The sequence below is a fragment of the Citrobacter sp. KTE30 genome, assembly GCF_000398825.1.
Classification (GTDB): Bacteria; Pseudomonadota; Gammaproteobacteria; order Enterobacterales; family Enterobacteriaceae; genus Citrobacter; species Citrobacter freundii.
Genome location: NZ_KB976055.1, coordinates 961,242 through 984,031 on the forward strand (window position 1 = coordinate 961,242; position 22,790 = coordinate 984,031).

The 22,790-nt window shown below is 52.0% G+C and carries 22 protein-coding genes, 1 other RNA gene and 2 pseudogenes; 14 read left to right on the forward strand and 11 right to left on the reverse strand.

All coding sequences use genetic code 11. The annotated features are described in order from the left end of the window. Positions 1 to 22: 22 nt before the first annotated feature. Entirely contained in the window at positions 23 to 1,078 is a 1,056-nt protein-coding gene (locus tag WC1_RS18295) for a PLP-dependent cysteine synthase family protein (RefSeq protein WP_016149704.1), read from the reverse strand. 116 nt (positions 1,079 to 1,194) lie between these two features. On the opposite strand from WC1_RS18295, the gene WC1_RS18290 reads away from it, so the two are divergent. From WC1_RS18290 to amtB, 5 genes are all read left to right on the forward strand, one after another. Beyond that, positions 1,195 to 1,653, forward strand: a complete 459-nt coding sequence (locus tag WC1_RS18290) for an Lrp/AsnC family transcriptional regulator (RefSeq protein WP_003021649.1) — start codon at positions 1,195 to 1,197, stop codon at positions 1,651 to 1,653. 44 nt (positions 1,654 to 1,697) lie between these two features. Continuing rightward, positions 1,698 to 3,470 (forward strand): SmdA family multidrug ABC transporter permease/ATP-binding protein, encoded by a 1,773-nt coding sequence (locus WC1_RS18285; protein ID WP_016149705.1) that lies wholly within the window; start codon positions 1,698 to 1,700, stop codon positions 3,468 to 3,470. Next, complete coding sequence (locus tag WC1_RS18280) at positions 3,463 to 5,241, forward strand: SmdB family multidrug efflux ABC transporter permease/ATP-binding protein (RefSeq protein ID WP_016149706.1); 1,779 nt, start codon at positions 3,463 to 3,465, stop codon at positions 5,239 to 5,241. The genes WC1_RS18285 and WC1_RS18280 overlap by 8 nt, the downstream gene beginning before the upstream one ends. Positions 5,242 to 5,497: 256 nt before the next feature. Next, positions 5,498 to 5,836: a P-II family nitrogen regulator gene (gene glnK / locus WC1_RS18275; RefSeq protein ID WP_003021657.1), complete on the forward strand. Its 339-nt coding sequence runs from the start codon at positions 5,498 to 5,500 to the stop codon at positions 5,834 to 5,836. A 31-nt stretch (positions 5,837 to 5,867) separates the two neighbouring features. Continuing rightward, positions 5,868 to 7,154: an ammonium transporter AmtB gene (amtB, locus tag WC1_RS18270; protein ID WP_003835936.1), complete on the forward strand. Its 1,287-nt coding sequence runs from the start codon at positions 5,868 to 5,870 to the stop codon at positions 7,152 to 7,154. A gap of 50 nt (positions 7,155 to 7,204) precedes the next feature. On the opposite strand, the gene tesB is transcribed toward amtB, so the two are convergent. Next, complete coding sequence (gene tesB / locus WC1_RS18265) at positions 7,205 to 8,065, reverse strand: acyl-CoA thioesterase II (protein WP_003835934.1); 861 nt, start codon at positions 8,063 to 8,065, stop codon at positions 7,205 to 7,207. Positions 8,066 to 8,277: 212 nt separating this feature from the next. Here tesB and WC1_RS18260 point away from each other — a divergent pair, with 212 nt between their 5' ends. Then, positions 8,278 to 8,847, forward strand: a complete 570-nt coding sequence (locus WC1_RS18260; protein ID WP_003021666.1) for a YbaY family lipoprotein — start codon at positions 8,278 to 8,280, stop codon at positions 8,845 to 8,847. 31 nt (positions 8,848 to 8,878) lie between these two features. Here WC1_RS18260 and WC1_RS18255 read toward each other — a convergent pair. After that, a pseudogene (locus WC1_RS18255) lies at positions 8,879 to 9,268 on the reverse strand (MGMT family protein). An 84-nt stretch (positions 9,269 to 9,352) separates the two neighbouring features. On the opposite strand from WC1_RS18255, the gene ffs reads away from it, so the two are divergent. The 3 genes from ffs to WC1_RS18245 all read left to right on the forward strand — a co-directional run bounded on the left by ffs (position 9,353) and on the right by WC1_RS18245 (position 10,114). After that, positions 9,353 to 9,449, forward strand: an RNA gene (gene ffs / locus WC1_RS23315) — signal recognition particle sRNA small type. Positions 9,450 to 9,647: 198 nt separating this feature from the next. Beyond that, positions 9,648 to 9,899, forward strand: coding sequence for a hypothetical protein (locus WC1_RS18250; protein ID WP_003021699.1), 252 nt, complete (start codon positions 9,648 to 9,650; stop codon positions 9,897 to 9,899). After that, positions 9,896 to 10,114: a hypothetical protein gene (locus WC1_RS18245; protein ID WP_003021701.1), complete on the forward strand. Its 219-nt coding sequence runs from the start codon at positions 9,896 to 9,898 to the stop codon at positions 10,112 to 10,114. Before WC1_RS18250 ends, WC1_RS18245 begins: the two co-directional genes overlap by 4 nt. Positions 10,115 to 10,173: 59 nt before the next feature. On the opposite strand, the gene WC1_RS18240 is transcribed toward WC1_RS18245, so the two are convergent. Next, positions 10,174 to 11,601 carry a MocR-like transcription factor YczR gene (locus WC1_RS18240; protein WP_016149708.1) on the reverse strand — a complete coding sequence of 476 codons (1,428 nt, stop codon included), beginning with the start codon at positions 11,599 to 11,601 and terminating at the stop codon, positions 10,174 to 10,176. An 87-nt stretch (positions 11,602 to 11,688) separates the two neighbouring features. Between WC1_RS18240 and WC1_RS18235 the strand changes: the two genes are divergently transcribed. Then, positions 11,689 to 12,318, forward strand: coding sequence for a membrane protein YczE (locus WC1_RS18235; protein ID WP_016149709.1), 630 nt, complete (start codon positions 11,689 to 11,691; stop codon positions 12,316 to 12,318). A 64-nt stretch (positions 12,319 to 12,382) separates the two neighbouring features. Continuing rightward, entirely contained in the window at positions 12,383 to 12,736 is a 354-nt protein-coding gene (locus WC1_RS18230; RefSeq protein ID WP_003831033.1) for a DUF1428 domain-containing protein, read from the forward strand. 51 nt (positions 12,737 to 12,787) lie between these two features. On the opposite strand, the pseudogene WC1_RS18225 reads toward WC1_RS18230, so the two are convergent. After that, positions 12,788 to 14,341 (reverse strand): annotated as a pseudogene (locus WC1_RS18225) (EAL domain-containing protein). 188 nt (positions 14,342 to 14,529) lie between these two features. Here WC1_RS18225 and WC1_RS18220 point away from each other — a divergent pair. Together WC1_RS18220 and ykgO are read left to right on the forward strand one after the other, a co-directional pair. Continuing rightward, positions 14,530 to 14,790, forward strand: a complete 261-nt coding sequence (locus WC1_RS18220; RefSeq protein WP_003835926.1) for a type B 50S ribosomal protein L31 — start codon at positions 14,530 to 14,532, stop codon at positions 14,788 to 14,790. Between the two features lies 1 nt (position 14,791). Next, positions 14,792 to 14,932, forward strand: coding sequence for a type B 50S ribosomal protein L36 (ykgO, locus tag WC1_RS18215; RefSeq protein ID WP_005125190.1), 141 nt, complete (start codon positions 14,792 to 14,794; stop codon positions 14,930 to 14,932). A 78-nt stretch (positions 14,933 to 15,010) separates the two neighbouring features. Here the strand turns inward: ykgO and WC1_RS18210 are convergent, their stop codons facing one another. The 6 genes from WC1_RS18210 to acrA form a co-directional block, all read right to left on the reverse strand. Next, positions 15,011 to 15,481: a YlaC family protein gene (locus tag WC1_RS18210; protein WP_003021724.1), complete on the reverse strand. Its 471-nt coding sequence runs from the start codon at positions 15,479 to 15,481 to the stop codon at positions 15,011 to 15,013. A gap of 116 nt (positions 15,482 to 15,597) precedes the next feature. Beyond that, positions 15,598 to 16,149 (reverse strand): maltose O-acetyltransferase, encoded by a 552-nt coding sequence (gene maa / locus WC1_RS18205; RefSeq protein ID WP_016149711.1) that lies wholly within the window; start codon positions 16,147 to 16,149, stop codon positions 15,598 to 15,600. Positions 16,150 to 16,455: 306 nt separating this feature from the next. Next, entirely contained in the window at positions 16,456 to 16,674 is a 219-nt protein-coding gene (locus WC1_RS18200) for an HHA domain-containing protein (protein WP_002892050.1), read from the reverse strand. 27 nt (positions 16,675 to 16,701) lie between these two features. Further along, a complete protein-coding gene (gene tomB, locus WC1_RS18195) occupies positions 16,702 to 17,076 on the reverse strand; it encodes an Hha toxicity modulator TomB (RefSeq protein WP_003021733.1) in 375 nt (124 codons plus the stop codon). 488 nt (positions 17,077 to 17,564) lie between these two features. Beyond that, on the reverse strand, positions 17,565 to 20,714 hold the full coding sequence (gene acrB / locus WC1_RS18190) for an efflux RND transporter permease AcrB (protein WP_003021736.1): 3,150 nt from the start codon (positions 20,712 to 20,714) through the stop codon (positions 17,565 to 17,567). A 22-nt stretch (positions 20,715 to 20,736) separates the two neighbouring features. Beyond that, a complete protein-coding gene (gene acrA / locus WC1_RS18185) occupies positions 20,737 to 21,930 on the reverse strand; it encodes a multidrug efflux RND transporter periplasmic adaptor subunit AcrA (protein WP_003835922.1) in 1,194 nt (397 codons plus the stop codon). A 141-nt stretch (positions 21,931 to 22,071) separates the two neighbouring features. Between acrA and acrR the strand changes: the two genes are divergently transcribed. Next, positions 22,072 to 22,722: a multidrug efflux transporter transcriptional repressor AcrR gene (gene acrR / locus WC1_RS18180; protein WP_003021744.1), complete on the forward strand. Its 651-nt coding sequence runs from the start codon at positions 22,072 to 22,074 to the stop codon at positions 22,720 to 22,722. Positions 22,723 to 22,790: the final 68 nt, after the last annotated feature.

Genomic DNA, 22,790 nt, shown 5'->3' on the forward strand with positions numbered 1-22,790 from the left:
CGTCTGGCTTTTTTTTGTCTGCTTAGTGTGTATTCAGCAACTGGGCAAGTTCCGCTTTCCACGGCGTTAAATCACCGATGTGCGCGTCAACCCATTGCGGGTTGTAGTAGGTTTCCAGATAGCGTTCACCGCTGTCGCAGAGCAGCGTCACCAGTGAACCGGTTTCTCCGGCATTGCGCATGCGCGCGGCAAGTTGCAGCGTTCCCCACATGTTGGTGCCGGTTGAGGCACCGACTTTACGACCCAACTGCGTTTCCAGCCAGTGCGCGGTAGCCACGCTGGCGGCATCCGGCACGCGCAGCATTTCATCGACCACATCAGGAATGAAAGAGGGTTCTACGCGCGGACGCCCGATACCTTCAATTTTGCTTCCTACCGGGCTGCGCAATGTCGCATCGCGATCCTGCCAGAAGGGCAGAAAAACCGAATTCTCCGGATCCACTACCATCAGGCGAGTATCGTAGCCCTGACAGCGGATATAGCGGCCAATGGTTGCTGAGGTGCCGCCGGTGCCGGCGCTCATCACGATATGGCGGGGAACGGGGTTGGGCTCGCACTGCATCTGACGAAAGATGCTGTCGGCAATATTATTATTGCCACGCCAGTCGGTGGCGCGCTCAGCATAAGTGAACTGGTCCATGTAATGACCGTTCAGTTCACGCGCCAATTGTTCAGAGGCCGCGTAGATTTCGCAGGCGCTTTGCACGAAATGACAGCGACCGCCGTAAAATTCAATCTGTTCAACTTTACGTTTCGCCGTACAGGAAGGCATGACGGCAATAAACGGCAGCCCTAACAGTCGAGCGAAATAAGCCTCAGATACCGCCGTTGAACCGGACGATGATTCAATGATGGTGGTGCCTTCTTTGATCCAGCCATTGCACAATCCGTACAGAAACAGTGAGCGCGCCAGACGATGCTTCAGGCTCCCGGTCGGATGCGTGCTCTCATCTTTTAAATAGATCTGAATGCCCGGAAACGCCGGTAGCGACAGACGAATGAGATGCGTATCTGCAGAACGCTGATAATCCGCGTTGATTTCATTGATGGCGTTTTTAACCCAGGAGCTATTCATCATTAATAGATATCCGTTTGTCATTTTGTGCCCAGAATAGCGAAAAGCACGGAAAAAATTGTTGCCATTTAGCCTTTAAAATAGAATGTAAGTAGAAAATTCTTCTCTGTGGAGTGGATATGCTAGACAAAATTGACCGTAAGCTGCTTGGCTTACTGCAACAGGACTGCACCCTTTCTTTGCAGGCGTTAGCAGATGCCGTTAATCTGACTACCACTCCCTGTTGGAAACGCCTCAAACGGCTCGAGGATGACGGTGTTCTGCTGGGCAGAGTCGCCTTGCTGGATCCGGAAAAACTGGGGCTGGGCTTAACCGCGTTTGTGCTGATCAAAACTCAGCATCACAGCAGCGAATGGTATTGCCGCTTTGTCACTGAAGTGACCGGAATGCCCGAGGTTCTGGGGTTCTGGCGTATGGCAGGGGAGTATGATTACCTGATGCGAGTGCAGGTCGCTGATATGAAAAGCTACGATGAATTTTATAAGCGCCTGGTGAACAGCGTACCGGGCCTGTCTGACGTCACCTCCAGCTTTGCTATGGAACAGATTAAATACACAACTGCTCTCCCTATTGAATAATTCTCCCGGCGCTTATTGCCGGAAATTTTGTCAGGACATAACGCGTGCGATTATTTGCTCAATTAAGCTGGTACTTCCGCCGGGAGTGGCGTCGCTACCTCGGGGCGGTGGCCCTGCTTATCATCATCGCTATCCTTCAGCTTATTCCGCCGAAAGTGGTGGGGATCATTGTGGATGGCGTAACGACACAACGCTTCACCACCGAGCGGCTGCTGATGTGGGTGGGAACCATTGCTCTGATCGCCGTGGTAGTTTATTTACTGCGCTATGTCTGGCGCGTGCTGCTGTTTGGCGCATCCTACCAACTGGCAGTTGAGCTGCGGGAAGATTATTACCGTCAGTTGAGTCGTCAGCATCCAGAGTTTTATCTGCGTCACCGCACTGGCGATCTGATGGCGCGTGCAACTAACGATGTTGACCGCGTGGTATTCGCCGCCGGGGAAGGCGTACTGACGCTTGTAGATTCGCTGGTCATGGGATGTGCGGTGCTGATCGTGATGTCAACGCAGATAAGCTGGCAACTAACGTTGATTGCGCTGCTGCCGATGCCGGTGATGGCGATAATGATCAAACGTTACGGTGATCGACTCCATAACCGCTTTAAGCTGGCGCAGGCGGCGTTTTCCAGCCTCAACGATCGTACTCAGGAAAGCCTGACCAGTATTCGTATGATCAAGGCCTTTGGTCTGGAGGATCGGCAGTCGGCATTATTTGCCGCTGATGCTGAAGATACAGGTAAGAAAAACCTGCGCGTGGCGCGCATTGACGCCCGCTTTGATCCCACGATTTATATCGCCATTGGGATGGCTAACCTGCTGGCGATTGCCGGGGGAAGCTGGATGGTGGTGCACGGTTCGCTGACGCTCGGCCAGCTCACCAGCTTTATGATGTATCTCGGTCTGATGATTTGGCCGATGCTGGCGCTGGCATGGATGTTTAACATCGTCGAGCGCGGCAGCGCCGCGTATAGCCGAATTCGCGCCATGCTGGCAGAAGCGCCGGTAGTGGATGACGGTACTGAACTGGTGCCGGAAGGACGCGGCGAGCTGGCGGTAGCGATTCGCGAATTTTGTTACCCGCAAACCACCCACCCGGCGCTGGAAAATGTGAATTTTCAGCTTAAACCAGGGCAGATGCTGGGCATCTGTGGTCCGACCGGCGCGGGGAAAAGTACGGTGCTGTCGCTGATCCAGCGTCATTTTGATATCACCCAAGGCGATGTACGCTTTCATGATATCCCATTAACGCGCTTACAGCTGGATAGCTGGCGCAGCCGACTGGCGGTTGTCAGCCAGACGCCATTCCTGTTTTCCGATACCGTCGGCAATAACATCGCCTTAGGACGCCCGCAGGCCACCCAGGCAGAGATCGAGCATGTGGCGCGCCTTGCCAGCGTTCATGAAGATATTTTACGTCTTCCTCAGGGCTATGACACCGAAGTGGGCGAACGTGGGGTGATGCTGTCTGGTGGACAAAAACAGCGTATTTCTATCGCCCGAGCGCTACTGCTGAACGCTGAAATCCTGATTCTGGATGATGCGTTATCGGCGGTAGATGGTCGTACCGAGCATCAGATCCTGCATAACCTGCGTCAGTGGGGCGAAGGCAGAACCGTGATTATCAGCGCCCACCGTTTATCGGCTCTGACGGAAGCTAACGAGATTATCGTGATGCAGCATGGGCATATTGCCCAGCGCGGTGAGCATGAATCTTTAGTGCAACAGCCCGGCTGGTATCGCGATATGTACCGCTATCAGCAACTGGAAGCGGCGCTGTCTGATGCGCCAGAAATAAACGAGGAGGCGGCTAATGCGTAGTTTTGGGCAACTATGGCCGACCCTGAAAAGATTGCTGGCGTATGGTTCACCATGGCGAAAACAGTTGGCGATTGCGGTAGTTATGCTGTGGGTGGCGGCTGCGGCGGAAGTCAGCGGTCCGCTGTTGATTAGCTATTTTATTGATAACATGGTGGCGAAGAACAATCTGCCGTTGGCGATGGTTGTCGGGCTGGTTGCGGCCTATGTCGGTCTGCAACTGCTGGCGGCAGGCCTGCATTACGCGCAGTCGTTGTTGTTTAACCAGGCGGCGGTTGGCGTCGTACAACAGTTACGCACTGACGTAATGGACGCTGCGCTGCGCCAGCCGCTCAGCGCCTTTGATACTCAGCCCGTCGGGCAGCTTATCTCACGTGTGACCAATGACACCGAAGTTATTCGCGACCTGTACGTGACGGTGGTCGCAACGGTTCTGCGCAGCGCGGCCTTAATCGGTGCCATGCTGGTGGCGATGTTCAGCCTCGAGTGGCGTATGGCGCTGGTGGCGATGGCCATTTTCCCGGCGGTGATGGTGGTGATGGTGATTTATCAACGCTACAGCACCCCGATTGTGCGTCGGGTGCGCGCTTATCTGGCGGATATTAACGATGGCTTTAACGAAGTCATCAACGGCATGAGCGTTATCCAGCAGTTCCGCCAGCAGGCGCGATTTGGCGAGAGAATGGGGGAGGCCAGCCGCTCGCACTATATGGCGCGTATGCAAACCCTGCGACTGGATGGCTTTTTGCTGCGCCCGCTGCTGAGCCTTTTCTCGGCGCTGATCCTCTGCGGTTTGCTGATGTTGTTCAGCTTTACCTCTGGCAGCTCCATTGAGGTTGGCGTGCTGTACGCGTTTATCAGCTACCTCGGCCGTTTGAACGAACCGCTGATCGAGCTGACCACCCAGCAATCCATGCTGCAGCAGGCGGTTGTCGCCGGTGAGCGAGTGTTCGAACTGATGGACGGGCCTCGTCAGCGCTATGGTGAAGACGATCGCCCGCTCAAAAGCGGGGACATTGAGGTGGATAACGTTTCATTTGCCTATCGTGACGACAATCTGGTGCTGCAAAACATCAGTCTGTCCGTGCCTTCGCGCAGCTTTGTAGCCTTGGTCGGACACACCGGTAGCGGCAAAAGTACGCTGGCCAGTCTGCTGATGGGTTACTACCCGTTGACGCAGGGCGAAATCCGCCTTGACGGACGTCCGCTGTCTTCTCTGAGCCACAGTGCGTTACGTCAGGGCATCGCGATGGTGCAGCAGGATCCGGTGGTGATGGCGGATACCTTCCTGGCCAACGTCACGCTGGGTCGTGATATCTCAGAAGAGCGGGTCTGGCAGGCTCTGGAGACTGTGCAACTGGCAGCACTGGCGCGGGGGCTGAGCGAGGGGATCCATACCCGGCTGGGCGAGCAGGGCAATAATCTCTCCGTTGGGCAGAAACAGCTGCTGGCGCTGGCGCGGGTATTGGTGGAAACGCCGCAGGTACTGATCCTCGATGAAGCCACTGCCAGTATTGATTCCGGTACTGAACAGGCCATTCAGCACGCGCTGGCGGCGGTACGTGAACACACCACGTTGGTAGTGATTGCACATCGGTTATCGACGATTGTCGATGCGGATACCATTCTGGTGCTGCATCGCGGGCAGGCGGTTGAGCGTGGTACGCACCAGCAACTACTGGCGGCGCAAGGCCGTTACTGGCAGATGTATCAGCTGCAACTGGCGGGTGAAGAGCTGGCGGCCAGCGCACATGAGGATTCGGTTATCGCCTGATGGCGCTGCGCTTATCACGCCTACGGTCAACGCGGTTTTGTAGGCCGGATAAGGCGTTTACGCCGCCATCCGGCAATCAACAATCTGGTGCAAAAATGTAACGCACTATGCACCGTCATAGTGCGTTTTTTCTTTTTCTCCCCCAGCAATACCCTGCAAGCCTGAATTATTCCGCGTTTTTCATTCCTGGCACACCCCTTGCAATATTCCTCTCGTGTATCTGCAGCCACTACTGAATTCTGACTGGAGGGGATCTATGAAGCTGGTTACCGTGGTAATCAAACCGTTCAAACTGGAAGACGTCCGTGAAGCACTGTCGTCTATTGGTATTCAGGGGCTGACCGTCACCGAAGTGAAGGGCTTTGGCCGACAGAAAGGTCATGCTGAGCTGTACCGCGGGGCTGAATATAGCGTCAATTTTCTGCCAAAGGTGAAGATTGATGTGGCGATTGCCGACGACCAACTGGATGGCGTGATTGATGTCATCAGTAAAGCGGCATACACCGGAAAAATTGGCGACGGCAAAATCTTCGTCGCCGAGCTGCAACGTGTGATTCGTATTCGTACCGGCGAAGCCGACGAAGCCGCACTGTAACTTCTGGCACACAGTGATAGGAAACCAAAAAATGAAGATAGCAACGATGAAAACAGGTATTGCTTCACTGGCGCTACTGCCGGGACTGGCAATGGCGGCACCGGCGGTTGCGGATAAAGCAGATAACGCTTTTATGATGATCTGTACCGCGCTGGTGCTGTTTATGACTATCCCTGGCATTGCGTTGTTCTACGGCGGTTTGATTCGCGGTAAGAACGTGCTGTCGATGCTGACTCAGGTGACGGTGACATTCGCTCTGGTTTGTATTCTATGGGTGGTTTATGGCTACTCACTGGCCTTTGGCGAAGGGAATAATTTCTTCGGCAACTTCAACTGGGTATTGTTGAAGAACATCGCGCTGACGGCGGTCACGGGGAGCTTCTACCAGTACATTCACGTTGCTTTTCAGGGTTCTTTCGCCTGCATCACCGTTGGGCTGATTGTCGGGGCGCTGGCTGAACGTATTCGCTTCTCTGCGGTGCTGATTTTTGTAGTGGTATGGTTAACGTTGTCGTACATCCCCATTGCCCATATGGTCTGGGGCGGCGGCTTGCTGGCTTCCCACGGTGCGTTGGATTTTGCCGGCGGAACAGTCGTGCATATCAACGCGGCGATTGCCGGTCTGGTTGGTGCGTATCTGATTGGCAAACGCGTCGGTTTTGGCAAAGAAGCCTTTAAACCGCATAACCTGCCGATGGTCTTCACCGGTACCGCTATTCTCTATATTGGTTGGTTTGGCTTTAACGCCGGTTCAGCGGGAACGGCGAATGAGATTGCCGCACTGGCCTTCGTCAATACCGTGGTCGCCACCGCCGCAGCCATCCTCGGATGGATCTTCGGTGAATGGGCGCTGCGTGGCAAACCGTCCCTGCTGGGCGCGTGTTCTGGTGCTATTGCGGGTCTGGTGGGGGTAACACCGGCATGTGGCTATATTGGTGTCGGCGGCGCGCTGATTATTGGTGTCGTTGCGGGACTGGCTGGCCTGTGGGGTGTGACCATCCTGAAGCGTATTCTGCGCGTGGACGATCCGTGTGATGTGTTTGGCGTGCACGGCGTGTGCGGCATTGTCGGCTGCATCCTGACCGGGGTGTTCGCTGCCAGCTCTCTGGGCGGCGTGGGCTTTGCCGAGGGCGTGACCATGGGGCATCAGCTGCTGGTGCAACTGGAAAGCGTGGCGATTACCATCGTCTGGTCCGGTGTGGTGGCTTTCATTGGCTATAAGCTGGCGGATATGACGGTGGGTCTGCGTGTACCGGAAGAGCAGGAACGCGAAGGTCTGGATGTGAACAGCCACGGCGAGAACGCTTACAACGCTTGATGTTTCAATCTGCCGGATGGCAACGCTTTTGCGCCGCCATCCGGTAATTCTCAATTACGATTACGCATTACCCCTTCCTGCACGGTAGAGGCGACCAGCACGCCGTCCTGCGTATAAAACTCCCCGCGTACAAAACCCCGGGCACCGGAGGCCGAAGTACTCTCGACGTTATACAACAACCACTCATTGATATTGAACGGACGGTGGAACCACATGGAGTGGTCAATGGTGGCGATCTGAATCCCTTTTTCCAGAAAACCAATTCCGTACGGCTGCAGCGCAACAGGCAGGAAGTTCAGGTCTGAAGCATAACCCAGCAGATATTGATGGACGCGCAGATCGTCCTGCAGCTCGCCGTTTGCGCGGATCCAAACCTGGCGCGCCGGAGGTGCGACGTGACCTTTTAAGGGGTTATGAAATTCAACCGGACGCACTTCCAATGGACGATCGTTGATAAATTTTTCTTTCAACAGCGGCGGCAGCAAATGCGCCACTGAGCGGGCAATTTCTGTTTCTGATTTAAGCTCATCGGGACTCGGCGCATCTGGCATGGTTTTCTGATGTTCAAATCCGTCTTCCGGCGCCTGGAAAGAGGCTGTCATGTAAAAAATAGGTTTACCATTCTGGATTGCGGCAACGCGGCGTGCGCTGAAGCTGTTACCATCACGCAGGACTTCTACATCATAGATGATGGGCTTTTGGCTATCGCCGGGGCGTAAAAAGTAGCTGTGAAAGGAATGGACCAGACGCTCTTCTGGTACGGTTTCCTTTGCGGCATACAGCGCCTGACCGACAACCTGTCCCCCAAAAACCTGACGTAACCCTAAGTCTTCACTTTGGCCCCGAAAGAGTCCTTCTTCAATTTTTTCCAGATTTAACAATGTCAGCAAATTTTTCAGCGCCAGACTCATACGTGCTCTCCAGGTTATATCGTTCTCGCAGCGAGGTAGGCAGAGTATAACGCAATTTTGAAAGTGGTCCGATGGGTGCAATTGTCTGAATTAAAGGCCTATTACAGGCAAAAACAGCTATCTTGTGCCACACTTAGTCACGTTATGTTTTTGTTAACCACTCTTCTGGCGAGGAAAGTTCTCGCTGGTGCATAGATGAAAAGGAGAATTTAATGAAACTCGTGCACATGGTAAGTGGTTTAGCGGTTGCGGTCGCTCTGGCAGCCTGCGCCGATAAAAGCGCGGATATTCAGACACCTGCGCCAAGCCCTAATACGTCAATTGCTGACACACAGTCTAAAATTCAGCAGCCTAATGTCTCCGGTACAGTATGGATCCGCCAGAAAGTGGCCTTGCCACCTGATGCGGTGCTGACCGTAACGCTGTCAGATGCTTCACTGGCCGATGCACCGTCAAAAGTGCTGTCGCAAAAAGCGGTCCGTACTGAGGGTAAACAGGCGCCATTCAGCTTCGTATTACCGTTTAACCCGGCTGATATTCAACCTAACGCCCGTATTCTGCTAAGTGCGGCAATTACGGTTAATGACAAACTGGTCTTCATTACTGATACCGTGCAGACGGTCATTAATCAGGGGGGGACAAAAGCTGACCTGACGCTGGTCCCTGTACAGCAAACGGCAGTACCGGTTCAGGCGAGCGGTGGGGCTGCCACCACGGTGCCGTCAACGTCACCAACCCAGGTGAATCCGTCTTCTGCCGTCCCTGCTCCCACACAGTACTAAGGCAGTCGTAACCCTCTCCGCCCAGAGAGGGTTAGTACACCCAGCGATAGCGCTGTAAATCGATCTGTCCGCTTCCTGAAACCACTATTCCTTCAGCCAGCAACGCCTGGCGCTGCCGTTGCTGGTCGGGGCCTGTCAGCGAAATGGCACCATGACGATTAACCACCCGATGCCAGGGCAAAGTGCTGCCTTCGGGGAGACGCTTAAGCACGCCGCCTACCTGACGCGCAGCACGCGGCGAACCGGCAAGCCTGGCAACATCGCCATAGGTGGTGACGAAACCTTCGGGGATTGACGCGACGATTTGCCAGACGCGTTGGGGGAAAGTGTCTTGTATATCCATCATTTATTCCTGCGCTAATCCTCCAGCATAATGCTGAACGGCGAAGGAGTGAAGCCGCATTGCACAAGAAAACAGCATCCGATGCTGGATGGGTTGCAATTACAGGGTGCAGCAGTGATAATGCGCCTGCGCGTTGGTTAACAACGCTCTCAATGGGGGCTCTGTTGGTTCTCCCGCAACACTACTCTGTTTACCAGGTCAGGTCCGGAAGGAAGCAGCCAAGGCAGATGACGTGTGTGCCGGGATGTAGCTGGCAGGGCCCCCACCCAATTCTGCCGTCCGGCAATTTTCCTTCTGTTTATCTTCTTTTCTTTGTCATCGTATTGTCATTTTAATGTCATCAAATGCTGTCAATGTGTTTCGGGGATGTTATTTGATGCTTTTGCCGCCGCCATCGCACTGTAACGACAGGGTCTTACATTCGGTGTGTTTTGGCTGACCACAAGGATTTTCTACGATGTCGACCGCTGTATTGAATGTCAAAATTGATGAGGCGCTAAAAGAAAAGCTTCGCCATTACGCTGAAGTGCATAGTGAAAATTTAAGTATCGCGACGGAAAAACTACTGCTGATCGCGTTTTCCGCCGTTGAAGAGGCGGGAGTCTCCGCTGAGGATATCGATAGCCAGCATACGGAAGAATCCGTGGTTGAAGCACTGACTCCTAAAGAAATCAAAGCATTGCGAAGACTACTGAAGAAGAAAAAATGAAACAACAACCGCTCTCAACCGCCTGTAATTATGGCGAAGCCTGTGAAATGCTACGTTCCGGTTATGTGAAACATGTTCGTCTGAGCTGGAACGTCGGCAGCGATGAGTTCTTCCGTATTGCCTCCGACTGGTGTGATGCCGGGGCAAAAATTAAGAAAGACGGTGAGAATTTCGTGATTTCTCTGAAGGGGTTTCCGGTTCCTCCTCAGCGGTAATATTGCCGGGACATCCTCGTCCATCACGGCATTCAAGGACGAGTCCTTTGACTCGTCGTTTAGATTATTTTACGTATTTTCCCGCTGCTGGACTGCAAACGCAGGTTATCCCAAATGGGTTGCAACACCCGGAAGGCGGCACGCGTTGTGTCATCCGGTAATGTGAAGGGCATACGCAAAAAGCGGTCAAATGCACCATCAAGACCGAAACGCGTACCGGTTCCCAACTGAATGCCTGCGATTTCGGCGCGCGTAGCGAATAGCGTTGCCAGCGTATCGGGCAGTTCAACCCAAAAAGAGAGTCCTCCCTGTGGCTGGGTAAACTGCCACTCCGGGAAATGTGCGTTCATCAGATCCGAGCACAGATCTCGCTGCGATGTGAGTAGCCGTCTTCTGTCAGGAAGAAAGTCGGCGGCATTATCCAGCAGCCAGCTGGTGGCGAGTTGTTCAAGCACCGGGGAGCCTAAATCGAAGGTGTCGCGAGTTTGTACCAGCGCTGCAATGGTTCGCGCCGACGCCCGAATCCAGCCCAGGCGTAATCCTCCCCAAAAGCTTTTCCCGGCAGATCCCAGCAGGATGATCGGCGCATCGCGGTTGAATGCGGCAAGCGGCGGTGGTGGTGGGGCGTCATACCACAGGTTCACCATGGTCTCATCAATCACCAGCGTGGTGCGGGTCCTTTCAGCAATATCTGCCACGACCTGGCGAGTTGCAGCGTCCATGCAACGCCCGGTCGGATTGTGAAAGTCTGGCATCAGATAGGCCATTCTCGGTGCGGTTTGCGCGATGGTGGCGACCAGACCTGCCGTATCCCAACCGTGTTCGGGCAGCGACACACCGACGGGACGACATGATGCGCCTTGAATCGCGGCAATCGCCAGCGGATACGTGGGATGATCGACCACCACGCGATCGCCAGGGCCGGTGAGTAAACGCAGGATCAGCGCCAGGCCACTGACCGCGCCGTTCACGACCATAATCTCATCGGGCTGCGTCGGGAGTCCGCGTTCGCAATAATGCCGGGCGATGGATTCACGCAAAACCGCCAGTCCCTGTGGTAGATACCCGGAACTCAGCAAATGCTGCGGCATCGCAAACAGCGCTTGTTGGTAAGCATGGTGAATTTCGGGACCGGCACTCAGCGCCGCCGTGGACAAATCCAGCGCTGTACCGGTACTGGTTCGTGTAGGCACATGACGAATGTGTTCCGGCAGGATCACCCGTGAGCCGCTCCCATGACGGCTTTCCAGATATCCCTCTTCACGCAGTTGCGCCATGGCGCTGGCGACGGTGGTTCGGCTCACTTGCAGAACGGCAGCGAGCTCGCGTTCGCCGGGTAAGCGACTATCCAGCGCCAGTCGACCATCAAGGATCAGCAGACGTAACGCTTCTGCCAGCTGTCGCCAGATGGGCGTTCGTGAGGGGTTTTCCTGCCAGTGTCCGAGCAGGCGCTGCAAAGACTGGCTTCCGTAACGGCGTGATGACATAGCAGTCCACTTTTTGAAAACTGGACATTAATCATAGTGCCAATTGCGGTGATGATGAAAGTTATCTGAGAGTGAGAGGGGAAAAGCATGCTGCGTCGTTTACTTCAGCTGTTTATCGGGCTGACGCTGTACGGTGTGTCGACGGCGATGTTTGTCCGTGCCGATTTAGGGGCCGATCCGTGGAACGTGTTTCACCTGGGCGTGGCCAATTTATTGTCGATGAATATTGGCGTGGTGATCATTGCCGTGGGTGTGTTGGTACTGCTGGCGTGGATACCGCTGCGCCAGCGTCCAGGGTTTGGCACGTTGAGCAACGTGATTATGATCGGGCTGGCGGCAGATGCCGCGCTGCTGGTGATTCCGGGATTTGAATCCCTGCTGGCGCGCAGCGGGCTGTTGGTGTCAGCGGTGATCTTGAATGCGTTAGCAACCAGCCTGTACATTGGTGCCGGTTTTGGCGCCGGTCCGCGTGATGGTCTGATGACCGGTATCCACGCACGTACCGGCTGGCCAGTACGACGAATTCGAACCGCAATTGAAGTGTCGGTGCTGCTTATCGGTTGGTTGCTGGGAGGAACAGTGGGGGTTGGTACGGTGCTGTATGCCTTGGCTATCGGACCGCTCATTCAGCTTTGCTTGCCGTGGTTTCGCCATCAGCCGCAGGCACGTATTCGCATCAAGAATACGCCTGGGGCGCGATCGACTGCTGGCGACTAAACTTAACCTCGACTGACGCGGCCGGAATCGGCTTGCCGCGCAGTACACTTCGGAGGTTTTTCTCATGAAGTATGTTGATGGCTTTGTGGTTGCCGTACCCGCTGAAAACAAGGAGGCGTACATTGCGATGGCGGCAAAAGCAGCTCCGCTTTTCAAGGAGTTCGGTGCATTGCGCGTGGTGGAGTGCTGGGCAGATGATGTCCCCGACGGCAAATTGACCGATTTTCGCATGGCTGTGAAAGCGCAGGATCATGAAGAAGTGGTATTCAGCTGGATTGAATACCCTTCCAAAGAGGTCCGCGACGCGGCGAATCAGAAGATGATGTCCGATCCCCGTATGAAGGAATTCGGTGAATCTATGCCATTTGATGGCAAGCGAATGATCTACGGTGGATTTGCGCCCATTATGGAAGAGTGATGTGACTGGCTGTGCGGCGTGCCGCCAGCCATCTCAACATCAACAGCCATGTTAAAGCCGTTTTTCTGCCCACAGTATAAATTCCGTTTTCGGCAGCGCTTTGCTGTAAAGCCAGCCTTGACCGTACTGCACTCCGTGCTTGCGTAGCCAGGTTTCCTGATTCTCGGTTTCGATACCTTCCGCCACCATCTCAAGTTTCAGCGCTTTTGCTATCTCGATGATATGCGGCGTGACGTTGTTGTACTCCAGTGCATCGACGAACGATTTGTCTATCTTCAGAATGTCTACATCCAGATCCTGCAAATAACTCAGGCTGGAATAGCCGGTACCAAAGTCATCAATATAGATTGAATGACCCGCCTGACGGTATTTGGCAATAAACGGCGCGCTGTTTTTTGGGTCAGCAAATTCGCGTTCAGTTAGCTCCAGCGCGATTTGCGCAGGCTTAAGTTGCCAGTGGTTCACCTTCTGGCTTAACAGGGCTGGAAGCGTTTCGGAGGACAGATCGGCTGACTCAAGGTTGATGGATATATGCTGCTCAGGATGCTGACGCAGCCATTTGCCTAAATCTTCAAATACGCTTTCAATAATCAACCGGGTGAGGGACTCTGTCAGCCCGGTTTCATGCGCCAGCGCGACGAAAATTTCAGGTGACAGATAACTCCCATCGGCCTGCTGCCAGCGAGCCAGCGCCTCTGCCCCAACCACTTTCCCCGTTTTGAGCGAGATAATTGGTTGATAGTGGACTTTGATGTCCCGATGCTGGATAGCGTCCTGCAACTGATGATGGGGCGACTGTAAGCGGCGCAAAATACGCAAAACAAAGGCGGCGGTGAGCAAGCCGATAAGAATGCCTGCCGGGAGCCAGATCAGCGCCTGGCGGTGCCAGGTTTTTTGCAATGGCAGGGTAGACGCCCAGGTTACGATCGTGATGCCCAACTCAGGAAAGGGGCGGGCGTTATAAATGCTGCCATCTTTGTTAAAATGGGTAATCGATCGTTCTTGCTGTATATGCTGCAAAACGTCCGATGGCAGATCGGCGCTACTGGCAACCACGACGTTGCGCGTGGTGCCAATGATAGTCACTTCAATCGGCCATGAGCCAAACGGGATGACGTCAATGAAAGAACCCGGATCGACCATCACAATATAATGTTCGCTCCCTAATGCTGCCATAAAGCGCTTGATGCCCAAATCATTTTGCGTGGTAAGCCATGCGCGATATCCATCAGGAGTGACTTTCATTGCGGGTGGAAATGCGTCTGCCTGGCTTCTTTTTTCCAGAGATGAGCATTGCGGAACGTTATCTTTGAGGTACAGCACTTCCTGAATATAGCGATAGCTATATGACAAACGACGCATTTCCAGCAGATGCTCATCACTACAAGGCACCCCCTGAAATGCTTCAATATGGCGTAATGCTTTTTTCGCCTGCTCGCCTACGCGTTCCGTACGTAATGCGACTCGTGTTGAAAACATGTCGAGTTCATCGATAAATTTCGTTTCGACCTGACGATGTGCAAGTCACAGGCTTAAACCTACAGGCGCGAGGATGGAAAGGAACAGTACCCCAGTCACCAGGCTTATCAGATGTCGTGTTGTCACAGTGATATCCTTATTTACACAGCGTAGGGAAAGTATATCTGAAACCCCGAAAAGCTATTCGATTGACATCATATATTTACGGCCACTTATCATCCCGTTTAACTCCCTGTAGCGTAAATCAGGTTGTGGTTTGTACAAGAGTGGTGTATTTTGTTGGTTATGTTATAACGTAACAAATCGAGGTTGCCATGAAACCGGATATTCATCCTTTTTACCGTACCGTGGTGTTTCACGATACCAGTGCCAATGAATTCTTTAAGGTCGGTTCGACCATTAAGACTGAGCGTGAAATTGAGTTTGAGGGGGAAATGTACCCGTACGTGACCCTCGATATCTCTTCTAAATCGCATCCGTATTATACCGGGAAACAAAAAACCTTTGATAATGAAGGTAGTGCAGCACGTTTCCAAAAACGTTTTGGTCATTTTATTGGCGTTAAGCGGAGTTAAAATGCAGGTACTCAATTCACTTCGCAGCGCAAAACAGCGCCATCCTGACTGCCAGATAGTAAAACGCAAAGGGCGTTTGTACGTTATCTGCAAAACGAATCCGCGCTTTAAAGCAGTACAGGGGCGTAAAAAGAGACGTTAGTTTCTTTGCCAGCATTTCAGGGATTAAAGTGCGTTGCCTGGGCAGGAACGCACTTTTTTTATCTGCGCTGAGATGCCGTTACTGGGTGGTCTGGGCGCGGGTAAGCGTAAAGACATCGTAAAACGAGAGTTCGCCTTTGCGCGATATCATCTTTTGCAGCTGTGCTTTATGTTCGCTATCCACGGACGGTGAGTGCAGGATAGTATCGATGAGCGAGGAGGGGACAAAGCGCGTGTTGTACCATTCTCCGTTATAGCAAACTCTAAAATCCAGAACGTCGATATCTTCAAAGCGGTACCGTGGCGCAACGTCGAAAAAGAAAAAGCCGTTGAGTACAACGAACAGTACCACCAGCAGCCATACTGAATCGACTAACGTTTCTGACTGTAGCATCACCGCCAGCGTGGCAAACCAGGCAACATACATGCCGATAAACAGCCCAGGGTGTTTGCGAATAAAGCTGATGCTAAAGCGCGGTTTGTTGTCGCGCTTCTCGCGAATATTTAAGTCGTCGATTGTTTCAGTAAGCAGGCGCTGTATTTCTGTCATCTCTTGCCTTCGTGATATCTGCAAAATTCAGGAGGGATCGCCCTATTTTAAAAGGGGATACCCTTTGAAGAAAGTAACAGATTAACCGCAATTTAGCATAACAGTTACATTTAAGATCACAGCGTTTTGATAATCCTTGCGGGATTGCCCCCAACTACGGTGTTCGCTGGAACGCTTTTAGTGACTACTGCGCCTGATGCCACAACCACGTTATCGCCCAGCGTGACGCCAGGATTGATCACTGCACGGCCACCTATCCAGACATTATTGCCGATAGTCACGGGCTTTCCGAACTCAAGGCCACTGTTGCGCTCGGTAGCATCCAGCGGATGGGTCGCGGTATAGATATGAACGCCAGGTGCCAGCATGCAGTTGTCGCCAATATGAATTGGACAGACGTCGAGCATAACGCAGTCGAAATTAGCGTAAAAGTCTTTACCAAGATAGATGTTATAACCGTAATCACACCGGAAAGAGGGTTCAATATAGGCACCCTCACTCTGACCTAACAGATCATGCAGGAATGCCTGACGCTCATTTTTTTCATCGGGAGCGGTGAGATTGTAGCGATGGATCAACTGACGAGCGCGTAGTCGGTCACTGCGCAGCGTTTCATCTGCCGGGCGATAGTATTCGCCGGCGATCATTTTTTGCTTTTCATTACGCATTACGATTTCCCTGTGTACTGAAGGTTATTTCAGCACAGTAAAACGTAATGCAAGCAAGGGGAACGTTCCCGCTTCTTTGCTGTGATCATTGTCACGTGATTTGAATTAAATAACCATTGTATACCTTAAATAATTCGAGTTGCAGGAAGGCGGCGACGCAGCGAATCCCTGGGAGCGTACATTAGTACGTGACTAGGGTGAGCGAGGAAAGCCAACGCACATGCAACTTGAAGTATGACAGGTATAAATACGAAAACGGTCAGCCAGACAAATGTGCCGCTATACCTGACTTAACCTTGAGTGCAATTAGCGAATGAATTTCCAAACAGAAGTTGGAATCTTGTCGTAAAGCTTATTCATGGTCAATTCAGCAAGGCGATGATCTGCTGCTGAGTAAAATACAGCCAGTTCGTTGTCGGACAATTCATATTTATTTTTTTCAATAACGCGCTCTAGCGTATCAATTGTCTGGCAACGTCGCAGGCGCATCAAATAATCTGTTTTAGTTAATGGTTTATCGGACATAACTCTTACCTATGATTGTAATAATTTTTAACAAGACAAACTAACAGGATTAGCCCTGGTGGCATTGACAAAACAGCGAAACAGTCGATTACCTGACTTCCGCCATTTCTGCAGATCCTGCGTATTAATACCATAACTGCTGAACAACATAAAAGTGTCATCCAGGTATTCATCTATCTGCGCGATCAGCTTATTGTCCTCATTGTACTTAATTTTATAATTAAGTGCGAAGGTTGCAATATGCTCTATCAGTTCATTGAGCTGCAAGCTGGTTGCAGAGGTAGGGTCATTAACCCAGCCATGGTTACTTTGTTCAAGGTTTGCAAGACAGTCATGATACAGAGTTTCGCAGAGAAATTTAAGCTGCGCGATATCATGTCTTTTGGGTGAGTATTCATCCATAACGCATCCCCTTCTTAGTGGCTTAAACTAACCGAACACCTTTCGGGATGGATACAACAACTACCTGGAACTTGCCCGCGACTCCTGATGATTTAACTATAATCTACTCTAAAAAAGATTTCATCGTCATATCACGAAAAATTACAATTATGTAAAATTATGATGCTACGTCATTTTTACATTTTAACAGATAAATGCCGCAATTCGAAATGGGACAGTTTCTTTATTCTTCGGGCAATCATCGGGTTATCTTGTTTAGGTTTAGCAACGAAAGGCAACAACCGACAATGAAAACCAGTGGATAGGATTAATCTTAATATTTATTAAAGTAAATAAGAACTCTCGCTGTTTTTTTAAGAATAGCCTTTAAGGCTGCAAGGATTATATCGCTTATTTACCCGATAGAAAATAAACGGAATGGCAATAAGTGATTTTTATGATTTTTCCAGAAAAAAGGCCGCTTGCGCGGCCTTATCTTTAGAGATGTATCAATGATGCTCTACTGAGTGGCTATGCTCAATATCTTCATTTTTGCGGCTAAAGCGGCGGCGTACCACCACAAAGAACACCGGAACAAAGAAGATCGCCAACACGGTTGCCGTCACCATCCCACCCATTACGCCAGTACCAACGGCGTTCTGCGCACCGGAGCCTGCGCCGGAGCTGATGACCAGCGGCATTACGCCCAGAATAAAGGCCAGTGACGTCATCAGGATTGGACGTAAACGCATGCGTACTGCGTCCAGCGTCGCCTCTATCAGACCTTTACCCTCTTTATCCATCAAGTCTTTGGCGAATTCGACGATAAGTATCGCGTTCTTCGCCGACAACCCAATGGTTGTAAGCAGGCCTACCTGGAAGTAAACGTCGTTGGTCAGGCCGCGGAACGTTGCTGCCAGCAATGCACCGATAACACCCAGCGGTACAACCAGCATTACGGAGAACGGAATTGACCAGCTCTCGTACAACGCTGCCAGACACAAGAATACGACGATCAGTGAAATGGCATACAAGGCAGGAGCCTGGTTGCCGGACAGTCGTTCCTGGTAGGACATACCGGTCCAGTCATAACCGATACCGGATGGCAGTTTGCTGGCCAGTTGCTCCATCATCGCCATGGCTTCACCGGTACTTTTACCCGGAGCGGCCTGGCCTAAGATTTCCATGGAAGGCAAACCGTTATAGCGTTCCAGACGCGGCGAACCGTATTCCCAACGTGAGGTAGAGAAGGCGGAGAACGGTACCATCTGTCCATCGCTACCGCGGACATACCAGTTTCCAATATCTTCCGGCAACATACGGTATTTCGCTTCAGACATGACGTAAACTTTCTTCACACGACCACGGTCGATGAAGTCATTCACGTAGCTTCCGCCCCATGCTGCACCCAGCGTTGTATTAATATCACTAATGGAAACGCCCAGAGCCTGCGCTTTTTCCTGATCGATATCGATCTTGAACTGCGGCGTATCTTCCAGACCGTTAGGACGAACACCGACCAACAGATCAGGATGCTTCGCGACTTCACCAAACAGTTGGTTACGCGCCTGAGTCAGCTTCTCATGGCCCAGACCCGCCTGGTCAATCAACTGGAAGTCAAAACCGGTTGCGGTCCCTAACTCCACAATCGCTGGCAGGTTAAAGGCAAAGACCATCGCGTCTTTAATCTGCGAGAATGCGCCCATTGCACGCTGAGTAATCGCTTCAACCTTGTTCTCTTCGCCAGGACGTTCACTCCAGTCTTTCAGAGAAACGAACGCGATGCCGGTGTTCTGACCACGACCAGCAAAACCGAAACCGTTAACGGCAAACACCGATTCAACGTTCGCTTTTTCCTTGGTCAGGTAGTAATCCGTCATTTCGTCCAGTACCTTCTGGGTACGCTCTTGCGTCGCACCCGCTGGCAGCTGAGCCATAGACAGGAATACCCCCTGGTCTTCATCTGGCAGGAACGAACTTGGCAGACGAACGAACAGATAGGCCATGCCCACAACGATAATCAGATACAGCGCCAGATAACGACCGGTGCTGCGCAGAATACCGCCCACGCTATCGGTATAATGATGCGTGCTCTTATCGAACATGCGGTTAAACCAGCCGAAGAAGCCTTTTTTGCCTTCTCCGTGATCGCCTTTAGCAATCGGTTTGAGCATGGTCGCACACAGGGCAGGGGTCAGAATCAATGCCACCAGTACAGACAGCGCCATCGCGGAAACAATGGTGATGGAGAACTGACGGTAAATTGCACCGGTCGACCCCCCGAAGAACGCCATTGGGATAAATACCGCTGACAGCACCATCGCGATACCCACCAATGCGCCCTGAATCTGGCCCATCGATTTTCGCGTTGCTTCCTTCGGCGGTAGTCCTTCCTCAGCCATTACACGTTCAACGTTCTCGACCACCACGATGGCGTCATCCACCAGCAGGCCGATGGCGAGCACCATCCCGAACATCGTCAGGGTATTTATTGAGAAGCCGAAAATCGCCAGGACGGCAAATGTACCCAAGAGTACCACCGGCACGGCGATAGTCGGAATCAGCGTCGCGCGGAAGTTCTGCAGGAACAGATACATTACCAGGAACACGAGGATGATTGCTTCTGCCAGCGTTTTCACTACTTCGTGAATAGAAATTTTCACGAACGGCGTGGTGTCATACGGGTAAACGATCTTCAGACCTGACGGGAAGAACGGCTCCATCTTCTTCAGTTCTTCGCGGATAGCGTTTGCGGTGTCCAGGGCGTTAGCACCTGTTGCCAGCTTGATACCCAGACCGGATGCCGGTTTACCGTTGAACTTCGCAATGATGTCGTAGTTCTCACCGCCCAGTTCCACTTTCGCTACGTCACGCAGACGAACCTGGGAACCATCCTGATTCACTTTCAGCAGGATTTTGCCGAACTCATCAGCGGAGGTCAGACGGGTTTGCGCAATGATCGATGCGTTAAGCTGCTGACCTTTCACCGGCGGCGTACCACCTAACTGACCGGCTGCAACCTGGGCGTTCTGCGCTTTGATGGCACTGATTACATCAACCGGTGTCAGCTGGAAGTTGTTCAGTTTGTTCGGATCCATCCAGATACGCATCGCATACTGAGAACCAAACAGCTGAACGTCGCCCACGCCTGAAGTACGGCTAATGGCATCCTTCATGTTGGCGCCAACGTAGTCGGAAATATCCTCCTGCGTCATGGTGCCGTTGGTGTTGATAACACCGACAACCATCAGGAAGCTGCTGGATGACTTCTCAACGCTAACCCCTTGCTGCTGTACTTCCTGAGGCAGCAACGGCATGGCCAGCTGCAGTTTGTTCTGCACCTGTACCTGTGCGATATCCGCATCAGTACCAGACTGGAAGGTCAGGGTGATCTGCACGGTACCCGTGGAGTCACTGTTTGAGGACATGTACATCAGGTTATCGATACCGTTCATATTCTGTTCGATAACCTGCGTAACAGTATCCTGTACTGTTTTGGCATCAGCGCCAGGATAGGTCGCGGAGATCGTCACTGCTGGCGGTGCAATAGTCGGATATTGCGCTACCGGCAATTTGAGGATCGCGAGCCCCCCTGCCAACATGATAATAATGGCGATCACCCACGCAAATATTGGGCGATCGATAAAGAAATTAGGCATGTCTTAACGGCTCCTGTTTAAGTTAAGACTTGGACTGTTCAGGCTGGCTACCGCTTTGGCCTTGCTGGTTGTTATCAGCGGTGATTTCCTGCGCTTTTACCTGCGCGCCAGGACGTACTTTCTGCAGCCCAGTAACAATCACGCGGTCGCCCGGCTTAAGTCCATCAGTGACTAACCATTTGTCGCCAATCGCTTGTGCGGCGACAATTTGACGAGTTTCAACTTTGTTGTCTGCACCGATAACCAATGCACTGGCATCGCCACGCGGTGTGCGGGTAACGCCTTGCTGTGGAACCAATAATGCAGTTGGGTTAATCCCTTCTTCCAGACGTGCGCGGACGAACATACCCGGCAGTAAGGTATGATCCGGGTTCGGGAAAATTGCGCGTAACGTAATCGACCCAGTGGTTTGATCTACCGTCACATCAGAAAATTCCAGCGTACCGGACTGCGGGTATTTAATGCCGTCATTGGTCACCAGTTCGACTTTCGCTTTACCGTTTTCTTGCTTCAGCGTGCCGTTGGCCAGCTCTTGTTTCAGGCGCAGGAAGTCGTTGCTTGACTGCGTCACGTCTACATAGATGGGATCCAACTGCTGAACGGTCGCCAGTGCGGTCGCCTGACCGTTTTGCACCAGAGCGCCTTCCGTAACGGATGATTTACCAATGCGACCGCTGATCGGTGACGTCACTTTGGTGTAAGCCAGATTGATGCGTGCAGTTTCTACCGCGGCTTTCGCGGCAACAACGGCGGCGTTTGCCTGCTGTGCGTCAGCCAACGCGCTATCGTAGTCCTGTTGGCTGATGTACTTAGTACCCAACAGTTTCTGATAACGTTTCACCGTCAGTTGAGCAATGTTTGCTGCGGCTTGTGCTTTAGCCAGATCGCCTTTTGCACTTTCATAAGCGGCCTGGTAAGTAGCAGGATCAATCTGATAGAGAGATACACCCGCTTCGATGTCACCACCTTCCGTGAAATTACGTTTCAGGATAATCCCGCTAACCTGAGGACGAACTTCAGCAATACGAAACGCACTGGTGCGACCCGGAAGTTCGGTTGTGATCTGTAGAGGTTCAGTTTTGAGCGTAACAACTCCAACCTCTGGCATTTGCTGGCCCCCTTGTTGGGCCTGTTTGTCGTCACATCCTGTTAGCGCTAAGCTGCCTGAGAGCATCAGAACGACTGCCAGAGGCGTTAACCCTCTGTTTTTGTTCATATGTAAACCTCGAGTGTCCGATTTCAAATTGATCAATGGCTTAAAGCCCATAAACCCATTGCTGCGTTTATATTATCGTCGTGCTATGGTACATACATTCACAAATGTATGTAAATCTAACGCCTGTAAATTCACTGACCTATGGCACGAAAAACCAAACAACAAGCACAGGAAACACGACAACACATTCTTGATGTCGCTCTGCGTATGTTTTCGCAACAAGGGGTCTCATCCACCTCGCTGGCTGAGATCGCAAAAGCCGCTGGTGTGACGCGCGGTGCAATCTATTGGCATTTCAAAAACAAATCGGATTTATTCAGTGAAATCTGGGAGCTAGCAAAACCTAACATTGATGAGTTAGAGACTGAGTATCAGGCAAAATTCCCTGACGATCCACTATCAGTATTAAGAGAAATTTTAATTTACGTTCTTGAAACTACCGTGACAGAAGAACGCCGACGTTTATTGATGGAGATTATATTCCACAAATGCGAATTTGTCGGGGAAATAGCATCAGTTCAGTTAGTCGAACGTAGCCTGTGTCTGGAAAACTATGACCGTATAGAAAAAACGTTACGCCACTGTATGGATGTCAACATGTTGCCGGAAAACCTGAACACACGTCGTGTAGCGGTGTTAATGCGTAGCTATATTTCCGGGATCATGGAGAACTGGTTATTTGCTCCCGAATCGTTTGATCTGAAGAATGAGGCTCGTCAGTACGTGGCGGTGCTGCTGGAGATGTGTCTGCTTTGCCCAAGCTTGCGCCTGCAGGCAGGAGAGACAAGCTAGTTTGCCATTCTGCACCAGGAATTCTCCTGGTCGTTTTGCCTGCTGCTATTCTGCCGGTCACAGCCGTG